General features: G+C 44.6%; 17 protein-coding genes and 1 pseudogene. 13 read left to right on the top strand and 5 right to left on the bottom strand.

The annotated features are described in order from the left end of the window. Nucleotides 1-32: 32 nt before the first annotated feature. A pseudogene (locus tag J7E26_RS15355) lies at nucleotides 33-942 on the top strand (ring-cleaving dioxygenase). 13 nt (nucleotides 943-955) lie between these two features. Next, entirely contained in the window at nucleotides 956-1,558 is a 603-nt protein-coding gene (locus J7E26_RS15350) for an alpha/beta hydrolase (RefSeq protein ID WP_214813860.1), read from the top strand. A gap of 43 nt (nucleotides 1,559-1,601) precedes the next feature. On the opposite strand, the gene J7E26_RS15345 is transcribed toward J7E26_RS15350, so the two are convergent. Then, entirely contained in the window at nucleotides 1,602-2,210 is a 609-nt protein-coding gene (locus J7E26_RS15345; protein ID WP_214813857.1) for a nitroreductase family protein, read from the bottom strand. Between the two features lie 129 nt (nucleotides 2,211-2,339). Between J7E26_RS15345 and yodB the strand changes: the two genes are divergently transcribed. Further along, a complete protein-coding gene (gene yodB / locus J7E26_RS15340; RefSeq protein ID WP_214813854.1) occupies nucleotides 2,340-2,699 on the top strand; it encodes a transcriptional regulator YodB in 360 nt (119 codons plus the stop codon). Nucleotides 2,700-3,026: 327 nt separating this feature from the next. Here the strand turns inward: yodB and J7E26_RS15335 are convergent, their stop codons facing one another. Further along, nucleotides 3,027-3,416 carry a tautomerase family protein gene (locus tag J7E26_RS15335; RefSeq protein WP_214813851.1) on the bottom strand — a complete coding sequence of 130 codons (390 nt, stop codon included), beginning with the start codon at nucleotides 3,414-3,416 and terminating at the stop codon, nucleotides 3,027-3,029. 214 nt (nucleotides 3,417-3,630) lie between these two features. Here J7E26_RS15335 and J7E26_RS15330 point away from each other — a divergent pair, with 214 nt between their 5' ends. Beyond that, entirely contained in the window at nucleotides 3,631-3,867 is a 237-nt protein-coding gene (locus tag J7E26_RS15330; protein WP_214813848.1) for a hypothetical protein, read from the top strand. 33 nt (nucleotides 3,868-3,900) lie between these two features. On the opposite strand, the gene J7E26_RS15325 is transcribed toward J7E26_RS15330, so the two are convergent. After that, complete coding sequence (locus J7E26_RS15325; RefSeq protein WP_214813845.1) at nucleotides 3,901-4,365, bottom strand: spore gernimation protein GerT; 465 nt, start codon at nucleotides 4,363-4,365, stop codon at nucleotides 3,901-3,903. 98 nt (nucleotides 4,366-4,463) lie between these two features. On the opposite strand from J7E26_RS15325, the gene rarD reads away from it, so the two are divergent. From rarD to bshB2, 4 genes are all read left to right on the top strand, one after another. Then, nucleotides 4,464-5,360: an EamA family transporter RarD gene (gene rarD, locus J7E26_RS15320; protein WP_214813842.1), complete on the top strand. Its 897-nt coding sequence runs from the start codon at nucleotides 4,464-4,466 to the stop codon at nucleotides 5,358-5,360. A 67-nt stretch (nucleotides 5,361-5,427) separates the two neighbouring features. Then, nucleotides 5,428-5,706, top strand: a complete 279-nt coding sequence (locus J7E26_RS15315) for a hypothetical protein (protein WP_061528298.1) — start codon at nucleotides 5,428-5,430, stop codon at nucleotides 5,704-5,706. Continuing rightward, nucleotides 5,703-6,053 carry a YojF family protein gene (locus J7E26_RS15310; protein ID WP_214813839.1) on the top strand — a complete coding sequence of 117 codons (351 nt, stop codon included), beginning with the start codon at nucleotides 5,703-5,705 and terminating at the stop codon, nucleotides 6,051-6,053. The genes J7E26_RS15315 and J7E26_RS15310 overlap by 4 nt, the downstream gene beginning before the upstream one ends. Before the next feature lie 17 nt (nucleotides 6,054-6,070). Continuing rightward, on the top strand, nucleotides 6,071-6,736 hold the full coding sequence (bshB2, locus tag J7E26_RS15305; RefSeq protein ID WP_214813836.1) for a bacillithiol biosynthesis deacetylase BshB2: 666 nt from the start codon (nucleotides 6,071-6,073) through the stop codon (nucleotides 6,734-6,736). Nucleotides 6,737-6,764: 28 nt separating this feature from the next. On the opposite strand, the gene J7E26_RS15300 is transcribed toward bshB2, so the two are convergent. Then, nucleotides 6,765-7,613 carry an STAS domain-containing protein gene (locus tag J7E26_RS15300; protein ID WP_214813834.1) on the bottom strand — a complete coding sequence of 283 codons (849 nt, stop codon included), beginning with the start codon at nucleotides 7,611-7,613 and terminating at the stop codon, nucleotides 6,765-6,767. Between the two features lie 12 nt (nucleotides 7,614-7,625). Further along, on the bottom strand, nucleotides 7,626-8,987 hold the full coding sequence (locus J7E26_RS15295; RefSeq protein ID WP_214813832.1) for an MATE family efflux transporter: 1,362 nt from the start codon (nucleotides 8,985-8,987) through the stop codon (nucleotides 7,626-7,628). Nucleotides 8,988-9,264: 277 nt separating this feature from the next. Between J7E26_RS15295 and cdaS the strand changes: the two genes are divergently transcribed. The 5 genes from cdaS (at nucleotide 9,265) to J7E26_RS15270 (ending at nucleotide 14,383) form a co-directional block, all read left to right on the top strand. After that, on the top strand, nucleotides 9,265-9,888 hold the full coding sequence (cdaS, locus tag J7E26_RS15290; RefSeq protein ID WP_214813830.1) for a sporulation-specific diadenylate cyclase CdaS: 624 nt from the start codon (nucleotides 9,265-9,267) through the stop codon (nucleotides 9,886-9,888). 120 nt (nucleotides 9,889-10,008) lie between these two features. After that, a complete protein-coding gene (locus J7E26_RS15285) occupies nucleotides 10,009-11,220 on the top strand; it encodes a macrolide family glycosyltransferase (RefSeq protein WP_214813827.1) in 1,212 nt (403 codons plus the stop codon). 308 nt (nucleotides 11,221-11,528) lie between these two features. Then, nucleotides 11,529-12,746 (top strand): C40 family peptidase, encoded by a 1,218-nt coding sequence (locus J7E26_RS15280; RefSeq protein WP_214813824.1) that lies wholly within the window; start codon nucleotides 11,529-11,531, stop codon nucleotides 12,744-12,746. Between the two features lie 78 nt (nucleotides 12,747-12,824). Next, nucleotides 12,825-13,415, top strand: coding sequence for a superoxide dismutase family protein (locus J7E26_RS15275; protein WP_214813821.1), 591 nt, complete (start codon nucleotides 12,825-12,827; stop codon nucleotides 13,413-13,415). 77 nt (nucleotides 13,416-13,492) lie between these two features. Then, nucleotides 13,493-14,383 carry an AAA family ATPase gene (locus J7E26_RS15270; RefSeq protein WP_214813818.1) on the top strand — a complete coding sequence of 297 codons (891 nt, stop codon included), beginning with the start codon at nucleotides 13,493-13,495 and terminating at the stop codon, nucleotides 14,381-14,383. Nucleotide 14,384: the final 1 nt, after the last annotated feature.

Raw genomic sequence — 14,384 nt, 5'->3', positions numbered from 1 at the left:
TCTCGAAATCAAGATATTTAGGAGTGAATATATTGAATACACCAGGATTGCATCACGTTACCGCATTTGCGAAAGACCTGCTGAAAATTTGCGCTTTTATACAGAGGTGCTCGGCTTGCGTCTTGTTAAAAAAACCGTTAATTTTGACGACCCCGCCACGTATCATTTTTATTTCGGCAACCAAAACGGTGATCCGGGCACGATTATTACATTTTTCCCTTTTCAAGGCAGCCGCCGGGGCACTGTGGGAAAAGGACAGGCCGGAAGGATTTATTTCTCCGTGCCGAAAGGGGCGCTTCCCTATTGGAAGAGCCGCCTTGAACAAAACGGCTTATCTGTAACGGAGCATACGCTGCTATCTGAACAAGTGCTTCTGTTTGACGATACAGAGAATCTGCCGCTTGCAATCATGGAAGATGAAAGAAGCGGAAAAAGCCAATGGACGCCCGACGGTATTACGGAAAATGAAGCGATTACAGGCATAAGGGGAGTGCTTTTGTACTCATACCGTCCTGAAGCTACTATCAGATTTCTGACGGAAGCTTCGGCTATTCGAAAATAGGGGAGGAAAATCAAATCGTCAGGCTTCAGTCGGAGGCTGCGATCGGACATATGATAGATGTTGATCTTGCGCCGAAAGAGAGCGGTATCGGCGGCTTTGGCACGGTTCACCATGTCGCTTTCCGCACAACAGGCGAAGAACAGGAAAAATGGAAGGACATACTTACCGCTTCACATCTCTCATCCTCTGAAATTCTTGACAGGTCTTACTTTACATCTATTTATTTCAGAGAAAGCGGCGGTATTTTATTTGAAATGGCAACGGATGAACCGGGCTTTATGACAGATGAAACATTTGACGGTCTCGGTACAGAGCTTAAGCTTCCGGAATGGCTGGAAGCACACCGCAAACAAATTACCGGCATTCTTCCGAAAATATAAGGAGGCGCATACGATGAAACATATTTATGAAAAAGGAACGTCAAAAAACGTTCTGCTGCTTTTGCACGGAACGGGAGGAAATGAACATGACCTGTTGCCGCTCGGCCGTTTTATCGATCCCGACGCGAATTTGCTCGGTGTCAGAGGCTCGGTTCTCGAAAATGGCATGCCCCGTTTTTTTAAGCGGCTGAAAGAAGGCGTGTTCGATGAAAAGGATTTGATTGAACGGACGAAAGAACTAAAGGATTTTATCGATGAAGCGGCACAAACGTACGGATTTGACAGAAGAAACGTCATTGCGGCCGGTTATTCAAACGGCGCCAATATTGCGGCGAGCCTCCTGTTTCATTACCAAGATGTATTAAAAGGGGCGATTCTGCATCATCCGATGGTGCCGATCCGGGGACTGGCGCTGCCGGATATGACCGGGCTGCCTGTTTTTATCGGCGCAGGCAAGCAAGACCCGCTTTGTTCAAAAGAGGAATCTGAGGAGCTGCATCAATATCTGACAGAAGCAAATGCAGCCGCTTCTCTCTTTTGGCAGGAGGGCGGTCATCAGCTTACCCAGCATGAAGCAGAACAAGCGCGCGTGTGGTACCGGGAGCAACATATGTAAAAAAAACCTTAGTTCGTATATGCGAACTAAGGTTTTTTTAATCTTACAGCCAAGTTGAAACTTTTGAAACAGGCAGACGGTTGCTTTTATGTGCCGGTTTGACAGCTTTACCGATAGAAATAAGCATCACGGGCACGAAGCGGTCGCTGACATCGAATTCTTTTACGAATTGATCTTTATTAAATCCGCCGATTGCGCAAGTATCGTAACCCTTTGCTTTTGCGGCAAGCATCAGCTGCATCGCTGCTAAAGAAGCGTTTAGAAATGCAGAATCGCGGGCGAATTGTTCATTTTGGTAAGCGCCGTTAATTTGGCCTAAAAGCGTTTGCTTGATTTCTTCTGTGATATTGCCTTGACGAGCCAGCTCAGAATATACTTCTTCACCGTTTTCGTTTGCTTTCAAATCACCTAAAACGGCAACTACCGCAGATGATTCGATAATTTGTTTTTGGTTAAAGGCAACCGGAAGAAGAGCCGCTTTTGCTTCGTCGCTGTGAAATACTTGGAAATGCCAGTGCTGCAGATTCCAAGCGGAAGGCGCTTGTGTCGTGATTTCAAGCAGTTCTGTTAATTCCTCTTTTGTCATAACCGCATCTTTATCGTATTCTTTAACAGATGCGCGTTCTTTTAAAAGATCCAATACGGATGTCATAATGTTTCCTCCTTCGGATAAACGTGTTATCATAATAGAAAAGTTAGAAGCTTACTAAATGTAACTCGAAAACTTATTTTAATGGATGACTGAAAACTTGTCAATTAATAGATGAAGGGATGGAGTCACATGGGATATACAATGTGTCCTAAAATGGAATCCGCTTTTTCACTGTTGGGAAAGCGTTGGAACGGTCTTATCATCCATGTGCTGATGGACGGGCCGAAACGTTTTAAAGATATAACTGAAACTATACCGATGATCAGCCAAAAAATGCTGGCGGAGCGGCTGAAAGAGCTTGAACAAAATGAAATTGTCGAGCGGCAGGTGCTGCCTGAAACCCCTGTAAAAGTCATTTATAAACTGACCGACAAAGGCATGGCGCTGCAATCCGTTTTTCAGGAAATGCAAAAGTGGGCCGACAGTTTTTGCGAACCGGGAGCGGCCGCACGAGACGAAAAATGTGAACAAGAGCAGGACAGACCTTAACAGAAGGCTGCCGGATATTTTCCCGGTTGCGAAAATTGATGAGTGTAAATTTTGAAGGCCCCAATCCATTAAGGAGAGGGGCTTTTTCTTTAGCATCATGTTTTAATCCAGATAAATCATAAGTTTTCACAAAACATTTCATTTGCTTTTCTTAGTAATACTTTGCTGCGCCTTCTGCTAAATTATAGAAAACAGCATCTTTCTTCTAAATGCTTCAGAATATCGTCAAACTCTGGAATGTAAGATTCTAAACTCACTGTACAAAATCTCGCCATAACGCTTTCTGGCTGACATCAGGCCGCACTCACTTGAAGAACATTATAAATCTTACAATTTCCCAGTTAAAAACTGAGCCTCTCCAAGTCCGAAGCTCCAATCGGCATTGCCGTTTTCTGTAATGGAGATCATGACGTCCTCAGGTGAAATGCCGCATTCGGCTTCAAGCTTTTCAGCCATAAGTTTGTATAATGTTTCTTTTTGGCTTTCTGTACGGGTCTTGCTGACAATGCTGATGATGACAATATCTTTGCTTCTGTTGAACCCGAGTCCGGTATCTTCAATCATAAGCTCATGAGCCGGATGCTGATGAACGATTTGATAACGGTCCTTTACAGGTACGTTAAATGCCTCAACCATCGCATTGTGGGCGGTGTCCAATAATTTTTTTAATGATGTGTTATCCCGTCCTTCAATAACGTCAAAACGCAGTAATGGCATCTTTTTTCCCCCTTATGATTTCTCTAGCGTTTGTAAAAAAGTATAACGAATGACCAATACATTATCAAACTATAACCATTACATGATATACTATGCATCAAAAGATGGTAAGCGCGTTGAGAGGCATAATGGCTGCAAACAGCGAGGCCGCCCAATCAAAACCCGCCCTTTATGAATATTCTTAAGAATAGGCAGACATAAAGGAGGAAAAAACATGTACCCTCATCATGAAATGTATCGCGGGAATTTCGGACCGGGCGGATATCCGGCGAGAGGTCCTTTTTTGTTCGGCGCTCCTTTAGTCGGCGGATTTTTAGGCGGCCTTCTCGGAGGTGCGCTTGTTACCGGGTTTGCGAGGCCCCCGTATCCGTACGGTGCTGCCGGTTACGGATACGGAGGAGCTCCATACGGCGGTTTTGGACCCGGAGCGGGTTATCCGCCCTTTTATTAAAGAAAAACGGCCTGCGTTATGCAGGCCGTTTTTTTATCTCATAATTTCCACTTCCGACAAATTATAATCTTCTTGTTTTGAAAACATGACTTCTATCATCCCGTCTCTATAGACCGCCTTCGTTCCCTTCCGTTTCACAAGGCTTGGGAGGACGATTTCTTTTTTCCCTTCCGAAAGACTGCTGTTTTCAATGACAAGACTGTGTGACGTATGCTTAATCCTGATATGATCAAGTTCATCTTGTTCAACCGGAATTTTCGCAAAGACATGGTCAGAAGTTTCGAACAAGTCAATTTCCGGTTTCGGGGGTTCGGCCTCGACCGGCTCCGCTTTTTTGGAAAGCGGGTCGCGAAATGGGAATTGCCCCGCATAATCGGAACCGAACACACTTTCCATCACTCGGTTGACGTATGACTCGACATCTTTCGGATCTGCATTTTTAAACGTTTCTTTAGAAAACTGATTATGGAAGGGAAAATATCTATTCCATTCAAACATCGGCATCTCACCCTTTCTTAACGGACAACATAGTATATGCCTGCCTAAAGCTTCCCGTGATATAATATAATCTGTTTACAGAAAGGAAGGGGAAGGCTGTGCAGCATAATGCCGCAAGAAAAGGAATCATTTATACCGCTGTTTCATTTGTCATGTGGGGGATGTTTCCGGTCTATTGGAAGCTTCTTGAACATATCCCGGCAATGGAGATTTTAGCGCACCGTATCATATGGTCGTTTGTCTTTATGTGTGTGCTTTTGACAGTGCTTCGCAAGTGGAGGACGGGATGGCGGGAGCTGCGTTTGCTGAAGGCAAACGGAGGCCTATTGGCGTTTTTTTTCGCTTCCATTTTAATTTCCGTCAATTGGTTTGTATACATATGGGCCGTAAACCACGGTTTTTTGCTTGAAGCAAGTCTCGGATATTATATTAATCCGCTCGTTTCTGTACTTTTGGGCATCATATTTTTAAAAGAAAAGCTGAACCGGCTTCAAATCGCAGCAGTGTCTATTGCCGGGGCAGCCGTCATCCTTTCGGCGTTTCAGTATGGCGCGGTTCCTTATATCGCATTACTCCTTGCATTCAGCTTCGGTTTATACGGCTTATTCAAAAAAAGAACCAGTTTGTCCAGCACGATCGGATTAACGCTGGAAACGCTGTTGATTACGCCTTTGGCTCTTATTTATATAGGTTATGCCGCTCATGGAAGCTCGTCTGGTTCATGGAGCGCGGGGACATGGGCGCTGCTCTTTTTCGCCGGCGTATTTACGGCGCTGCCGCTGTTGCTGTTTGCAGAGGGGGCAAAGCGTCTGCCGCTTTATCAGGTGGGCATTCTGCAATATATTGCGCCGACCATTACCCTTATGCTCGGAGTATTTGTATATCACGAGCCTTTTTCAGGACAAAAAGTGTTTACCTTCATTTGTATATGGGCCGCATTGCTGTTGTTTACGGTTTCACAGCTGAAATGGAAACGGCCTTTAAAAAGCCGCTAAGCCTTTCGCTTTCCAGCGGAAGCTTAAATTATGTATAATCATTACGAGTATGTAAAGGAGCTGTACAATGGGAACTGATAAAGATTTAGCCGCCGCTTATACCGCACTGTGGAACAACCGTACACTCTCAGGTTCAACCCTTGAAGAAGTGGAGGAGGCCATTGATCTTGAACTGCTGGATCAAAGAACACATCCGAGGCTGCGAAAACCGCTTCAGGAGAAGTTTGTGCTGGCGGTGCAGCGAATTGTGAATTCCCGGCTGGAACCGATTGAGAAATGCGAATTGGTTGAATTACATACGAAGCGTTTGCAATTTTTAAGAGAAGAAAGAGGGGAGCAGCTATGAAAGCGATCATAAAAGAAGATGTGCAAACTTCTTTAGAACGATTTGCGGATCGTCCTGTATATATCCATTTGGAAACGACAACCGGTTCTTATTCAGCACACCTGAATGAAAAAAACATGACGGTTGTAGCTTATATACGCAATGCGAAAGTGACGTACCGGCAGGCGAAGATAAAAGGAAGCGGTCCGTATCGCGTCGGTTTGAAAACCGAAGAGGGCTGGATTTATGCAGAAGGCCTGACTGAATATACAGTAGATGACGACAACCGTCTCTTAATGGCAGGGCATCTGCCGGGCGGAAAATTGGCAATTTCACTTCAAATCAGTGAAAAGCCGTTTACAGTTTAAAGAAAAGGGTGAAAATCATGAAAGAACACGTACTCGTCATCCTGCCTCACCCTGATGATGAATCATACGGAGTGGCAGGGCTGATTGCCTTACACAGACAAAAAGATATTCCCGTTACGTATGCCTGCGCAACGCTTGGCGAAATGGGCCGGAACATGGGAGATCCCTTTTTCGCCAATCGTGAAACACTGCCGCTGTTAAGAAAGCAAGAGCTGATTGATGCATGTAAAGCGATGGACGTCACCGATCTGAGAATGCTCGGATTACGTGACAAAACACTTGAATTTGAAGATGACGAGTGGCTGGCGGACATCATGGAAGAAATCATCGATGATGTAAAGCCGAGTCTGATCGTTACATTTTATCCGGGACACGGCGTCCATCCGGATCATGATGCCTGTGGTGAAGCGGTAATCAGAGCTCTTTACAGGAAGAAAAAAGAGGATCGTCCGCGCACGCTTTGCATGGCGATCACCCGCAACAGGGAAGAAGTTGTCGGCAAGCCTGACGTCATACTTGATATCAAAGAAGTCGCTGATATTAAAATGAATGCCTTAAAAGCACACCGCACCCAAACAGAAGGCATGCTCAGAGAGCTTGAAGAAAAAATTAAAAATAACGAACCGGTTCTCCAAACGTGGTTTGAAGAAGAAGTATATTGGACATACCCGTGGAAAGATTAATAAAAAAGGTATAAGGCGATTTTCAGCCTTATACCTTTTTTAATTTCAGATCTGAAGCGATCGCTTCGGCAAGTGAAGACCGTACTGATATTTCGGTAAATGTCAGGCCGAGCTGAACCGCCGTTTGGGCAATTTCCGGGCGGATCCCCGATAATGTCGATGCAACCCCGAGTATTCCGAGTGACTCAATTAAGCTGAAAAGCTGCTGGGCAACCATCGTATCGATCATCGCCACTCCCGACAAATCAATATACAGCTGCGTAATCTGTTTTTGCACACATTGATGCAGCGTATTCTCCATAATGTGTTTGGCTCTTGCAGTGTCAATATCCCCGATTAACGGAAGCAGGCCGACGTTGTGAAACAGCACAATCACAGGCGAGCTCAGCTCAGTTATCAATTCTTTCTGGGCTTCAAGCTGAGTGTTTGTGTTTTTATACATTTCTTCTATAAAAATATGAATCACCAAATCAAACGATTTAATCAGCGTATGAAAGGTATCCTCGGCGTGTTCTGTCGTCATGATGTCAGGGTGAAGCCTGATAAACTGTTTCACATAGCCGACATACAAATCTCTCACTCTTATAAACTCCCGAATGATGTAATGAATAGGCGTTTTCAAATGATCCTCATCTTGAGCAGCTTCAAACGCCCACTCTTTTAATGCGGACGTATAGGCTTCTTCATTATCAGAAAAAATCCGATTGATCTGATAGTTGAACGCCAGGTTTTGTTTTTTTAGATTTGCAATCACCGCAGGATCAGAAGAAGCATAAACAGAATTTTGGTCCGTTTCATGAATGGTTTCAAACCATGTTTTACTTATCTCTTCCGCGTGCTGCATTAAATAGTCGTATAGCTGTATATTTTTTGGCATCATTCTCCTCCTTTATGAGAGCGCCGTTTTTTTTACATAACGCTTTTGCAGCTTAAGCAGCCTGAAGAACAAACCGACAGCCCCTGCGGCAAGTCCGGCAATTAAACCAATCCAATAGCCGTATGCCCCCAGGCTCGTATAGGTGCCGACAGCGTAGCCGACCGGCAGCCCGATGATCCAATATGAGACAAAAGCCGTACCGAGTGTATAATTCACATCCTTATATCCTCTCAGAGCGCCTTGAATAGGGGCGGCAATTGCATCAGACAGCTGGAAAAACAGGGCATAGATTAAAAAGTGCTGCGTCAAAAGCAATACATCCGGATCAGACGTATACATCCCGGCGATTTGCGGTCTGAGCAGCAGAATGAAAGCTGCCGTGCATAAAGAAAAACAAATGGCAATTACAATACCGATAAAACTGTACGAACGGGCATCTTTGTAACGCTTTGCGCCGGCTTCAAATCCGACTAGTATGGTCAGCGCCATGGACACGCTGAGCGGCAGCATATACAGCAGGGAAGCAAAATTCATCGCCGCCTGGTGGGCTGCGATCGTCACTGTCTGAAAGTGGCTCATCAGCAATGTGACCGCCGCAAAGATGCTCGTTTCAAAAAACACGGCAAAGCCGATGGGCAAGCCGATTTTTAACAGCTTTTTGCACTCGGACAGAGAAAACCGGTACAATTTACGGAACACGGAATATCCGGCAAACGGCTCGAATTTATAAACGATAAAAAAGCTGATCGCACAAATACACCAGTAGGTGAGGGCGGAAGCGAGTCCGGCGCCCACACCGCCTAATGCAGGCATTCCGAGCTTTCCGAAAATAAAAACATAATTTAAAGCAAAGTTGATAGGCAATGAACAAAGCGTAATCAGCATGGTGACTCTCGTTTTCCCAAGCGAATCGATAAACGAACGCAGCACCGCGTACATAAATAAAGGAAAAATGCCAAGTGATAAAAAGCCTAAAAAATGTTTGGCAATGTTCTGCACAGGCGGTTCAAGATGCAAACTTCCTAAAATCAAATCAATGGTGCAAAAGCCGATGAGGATAACGGCCGCGCTGAGAATTGCCGCTACATAAACGGCTTGGATGACAGAAAAAGGGACATCTTTATGCCTGCCCGCCCCAAAAAGCTGCGACACGATTGGCGTAACGGCCATCAATATCCCTGCAAGCCCCGTATAAATCGGTGTCCACAGGCTGGAGCCTATTGCAACGCCGGCCAAATCGGCCGCACTCACTTTCCCTGACATGACGGTATCTAAAAACGTAATAAGAGAAAGGCCTGCCTGTGTAATTAAAATCGGAATGAAGATATGTAACAGCTGTCTGACCTTTTGACCATTCGTTATTGTTTCTCTCAAGTTGGGTTCCCCGTTTCTTTATTTTAACGAGAGAAATTATAACATTTTATGTATAAAAAGCAATGGACACTTAGCCTACTCTTTTTTCGCCGATTTCGGCTTTTTAAACATCCGGGCATAAATAAATATAAGAGAAATGATCCCTAAAAAGGTACAGATATATTGCATCACTCGTGCAAACTCCATTGGACCGCGCCTCCTTTCTTTTTTATGATGTACACGAAAACGCATATCCATGCGCGGGTTGCGGAAAATAAGAGAAAGGAGTTGATGATGTATGCGCCGAATCCAAATGAACGAAAGTGCGTTTACCGCTGCTGTCCAAACCTATTTAAAGCAAATTACGGAGGATGCCGCAATGATATTGCGGACATTGGACGAAAAAGATCAGTGTCTTCTTTGCGAATTAGATGAACTGGGCCATACGTTTCAGGAAATGCAGGCGATCGCCTCATCGTTTTACTTACAGTCATATATAGAACATTTTACACCTTCATATACGGAGCTGGCGATGGCGGTTCAGCATCTGGCCGAAGAAAAACACGGCGCGCTGATTGTCATTGAGCGTGGAGACCAGTTGGACGGGCTTATCCAAAAAGGAACCAGTCTGCATGCGGAAATCAGTTCCGCTTTAATTGAAAGCATTTTTTATCCCGGAAACCCGCTTCATGACGGTGCCGTACTTGTGCGGGAAAACCAGGTCGTATCGGCTGCAAACGTACTGCCTTTAACAACAAAAAAAGTGGATCTCAAATTCGGCACTCGCCACAGGGCCGCAATGGGTCTTTCGGCTGTGACTGATGCACTTGTTCTTGTCGTCTCAGAAGAAACGGGAAAAATGTCCTTCGCTAAAGATGGCGTCCTGTATCCGCTTGTATCTCAGCGCGCCCTTCATAAATAATAATAACGTAGTAATATTGTACTCATTTAAATATTAATGAAGTGAATATCTTTACCTTTTTTTGTATAAGTGTTATCGTTGAATTATACATAAAATTTTAAAGGGATAGGGAGTGGAGAGATGGCAAATGTATTAATGATCGGTTTTCCGGGAGAAGGCCACATCAACCCGTCTTTAGGCGTTGTAAAGGAATTAAAGGCAAAAGGTGAGAACGTTGTGTATTACGGCGTTAAGGAATACGAAGATAAAATCGTGTCAAGCGGCGCGGAATTCCGTGAATATGAGGATTTCCGAAAAGATCAATTCGGAAAAAACGCTACCGGTGATGAGAACAGAGATTCTACAGAATTTTTAGTAATGATGCTCGAAACCTCTAAAAAAGCCGCACGCCGCATTATTGAGGAAGTAAAGCAGGAATCATATGATTACATAATGTACGACCACCACTTTTTGGCAGGGAGACTGGTCAAAAACATATTAAAACTGCCGGCATATTCCCTTTGTACGACGTTTGCGATGAATGAAGAATTCGTGAGAGAAGTCTTTTCAAATGCGAGCTTGGTTTCTGAAGAATCACCATTTTATCCGGCATACACTGAGAAGGTCGGCCAATTAAATAATGAGTTCGGAGCAGAGATTGCCGCTCCATTTGATATTTTCTCAAATGACGGCAAGAAAACGATCGTGTTTACCTCAAGAGCTTTTCAGCCGAAGGAGGAGTATTTCGGAGACTCTTACCTTTTTGTCGGGCCGTCTATTACCGACAGGCCGGCAGACAGCGATTTCCCATTTGAACAGCTTGAAGGGGAAAAGGTGCTGTTTATTTCAATGGGCACGATTTTCAATAATCAAAAGGAATTATTTAATCAATGCCTAAAAGCATGCAGGGACTATGAGGGGAAGGTCGTCATGTCTATAGGCAAGCATCTTGACCCGGCTGAACTGGATGAAATTCCGCCGCATGTCATCGTCAAACCATATGTGCCGCAGCTTGAAATCCTGAAAAGAGCCGATTTGTTTATCACTCACGGAGGGATGAACAGCACGAGCGAAGGGCTTTATTACAAAACGCCGATGATCGTGATTCCGATGGGCGGAGATCAATTTGCTGTCGGCAGACAAGTGGAAAAAACAGGCGCGGGCAAGCAATTTAAAAAAGAAGATATAACTGCTGAGCTGTTGAGAGAGACGATAAAAGAAATAAGTGAAAATCCTGAGTATCAAGAAAAAGCAAGTAAAATAGGAGATTCACTGAGAACTGCCGGAGGCGCAAAACGCGCAGCCGAGCTGATATTAGAAGACGTGAAAGCGACTGATTCCGCCGCATTGTAATAACTCCCCGTTTCCTAAAAAAGGAAACGGGCTTTTTTTGGCCTCATTCGGGGGAGGAATTTCCCGTTAAAAAGAGAATTGTATGAAAAACAGACAAGAAAGGAGGAAAATCGCGAAAATAATGAAAATGATTCCAAAGTCTTTTGTGAAATGATCTCTATTTATGTAAAATGTGTGGCATTACTTCATCATAGGTTCAAATGAAATAAAAATGGTGTCGACTTCTGAATAAATCCTGAAAGATAGAGATTGTCCTAAAAAACGGATGATTCCTTTAGCAATAATGACAATAGGAGGTTTTTCGTTATATGAAAAAAAAGATCGCAGCCGGCTTGGCTGTTTCTGCAGTGATGACTTCAACATTCGCAGTGCATCCCGCTGAAGCTAAAACGATTCAAGTGAAAAACGGCGACTCTCTTTGGAAACTTTCCCGTCAATATCATACAAGCATTTCAGCCCTGCAGTCGGAAAATAAACTAAAATCAACGATCCTGCACCCGGGACAGCGGCTGAACATACCGGACGGCAATAAACATAAGGCAGCCAAAAAAGGCAAAAACAGTACGGGAACTTATACAGTTACATACGGTGATTCGTTATGGGTCATCGCTAAAAAACACGGAATGAGCGTTTCGGAGCTAAGAAGTCTGAATCATTTGAGTTCAGACGTTATCTATCCGGGCCAAAAACTGAAAATCAAAGGCTCAGCCGGCGGCGGTAAACAGACTAAGCCTGATAAAGGTGCGGCACCATCAGGAACTTATACCGTAAAGCCAGGCGACTCGCTGTGGAAGATCGCCAATCAAGCCGGTATGACAATTGCTGAATTAAAGACGTTAAACCATTTACAGTCCGATATGCTGTATCCGAAACAAGTCTTAAAAATTAAAGGTTCTTCAAAGAACGGAAACAGCGGCGCAAAAACACCTTCTAAACCAAATTCTTCTGAGAAGCCTTCTGCATATACAGTGAAACCGGGCGATTCCCTCTGGAAAATTGCCAATCGGTTCGGCATCACCGCACAACTCATCAGAGAAAGAAACAAACTCACAACCGATGTGCTGCAAATCGGACAAGTTCTGGTGATTAACGGAACGAATAAAACGAAAGAGCCTGTGCAGAAGCCGGAAAATAAGCCGCCTGTGCCTGAATCTCCCGTTGAGACAGGATCAAAGATTGACAGAATGATAGCCGAAGCGAAAAAATACGTCGGCGTTTCTTACCGCTGGGGAGGAAATACCCCTGCCGGATTCGACTGCAGCGGTTATATCTATTACCTTTTGAATAAAGTAAGCTCTGTTTCCCGCCTGAGTACTGCCGGATACTGGAATACAATGAAACATGTCAGCCAGCCGTCCGCGGGCGACTTTGTCTTTTTTACGACATATAAAGCGGGCCCTTCTCATATGGGAATTTATTTAGGCGGCGGCAGCTTTATTCACGCAAGCTCCTCCGGGGTTGAAATTTCAAACTTAAGCAATTCCTATTGGAAAAAAGCCTATTTAGGGGCACGCAGTTATTTTTAAAAAGCCTTTCGGGGCTTTTTTTGTTTACCGTTTTTAAGTTTTGACAAGACTGAAGGGTAAAAATAAGGGGGAGGCAGCATGTATCGTCTCTTGCTTTTCTTCATGCTCGCATCGCTTGTGCTTGAGGGCTGCGGCAGCAAACAAGCGCCTTTACGGCCGCAAAATCAAGTGGAACGCCGCGCATTGGAAACATCTTCATACCGCGAGCATGCCGAACTCATCGATAAAAACGGAAAAAACATCGGCTATATCGAAGTCAAGGAATCTAAAGAGGAAGGGCTGGACGTTCACATATCAGCAAGCCATCTTCCGCCGGGAGCCTCACTAGGTTTTCACATTTATGAAAAGGGGACGTGTAAAGCGCCGGATTTTGAATCAGCGGGCGGACCGTTTAATCCTATGAACAAAGAGCATGGCTTCAACAATCCGATGGGCCCCCACGCAGGGGATCTGCCTAATCTCGAGGTCGGTGCCGACGGCAAAGTTGATGTCATTATGAATGCTCCGCAAACATCTTTAACAGAAGGGAGCAGGCTCAACATGCTTGATGGGGACGGAAGCGCGTTTATTATACATGAACGTACGGATGATTACTTAACAAATCCAAGCGGAAATTCCGGCGCCCGAATCGCCTGCGCTCCTCTGACAAAAAGCGCCCGCCGAGAATGAGCCCTTTTGTATTGAGTATACAAGGGCTTTTTTAGTATACTCGGATATGGAATACGAATGGAAAGGAAACATCACCTATGACAACAGAATTACAGCACTTATCACTGCCGGCAGATATAAAAAACAAGCTGACAGCTTATCGAAATCATCCCGTTTCCAAAGAATTTCAGGATTTGATCGGATCTCCGGGCTATGAAGCTGAAGATCAAGCCATTTTGTTCGATGCAATCATTGCTTTGTCAATGGGAAAAAATATCTTATTAAAGGGACCGACCGGTTCAGGAAAGACAAAATTAGCAGAAACGCTGTCAAGCTATTTTCATAAGCCGATGCACAGCGTCAACTGCTCCGTGGATCTCGACGCAGAAGCGCTTGTCGGCTATAAAACGATTGAAAATGAACAGGGGCAGGCGGCAATTGAATTTGTTCCGGGACCTGTAACGACCGCAATGAATGAGGGGCATTTTTTATACATTGACGAAATCAATATGGCTAAGCCGGAAACCCTCCCGATTTTAAACGGCGTGCTTGATTACAGAAAAATGATGACCAACCCGTTTACCGGAGAGGTCATTAAGGCAAGTGAAGGATTCGGTGTGATCGCCGCCATTAATGAAGGATATGTCGGCACCGTTCCGCTGAATGAAGCGCTCAAAAACCGCTTTGTCATCATTGATGTTCCGTATATTAAAGGGAGCTTGTTAAAACAAGTGCTTACCGCTCAATCTGTTTTAAAAGACGAGAAGCTGATTGACCGCTTTATGACATTGTCATCTGATTTAATCGTACAAGCGCATAACGGCCAAGTCTCAGAGGAAGCAGCGTCTATTAGAGCCTTAATTGATACATGTGATTTAGCGGCATACATTCCGCCGAAACGGGCAATCGAAAGAGGCATCGTGGAAAAACTTGATGACGACCGGGAAAAAGCCGCCGTCCGAAATATTGCCGAAACGCTGTTCGAATGAG

It is taken from the genome of Bacillus sp. ISL-51 (assembly GCF_018613535.1).
Lineage (GTDB): Bacteria > Bacillota > Bacilli > Bacillales > Bacillaceae > Bacillus.
The sequence above is the reverse complement of the archived record's forward strand: the minus strand, read 5'-3'. Positions and strand labels throughout refer to the sequence as shown.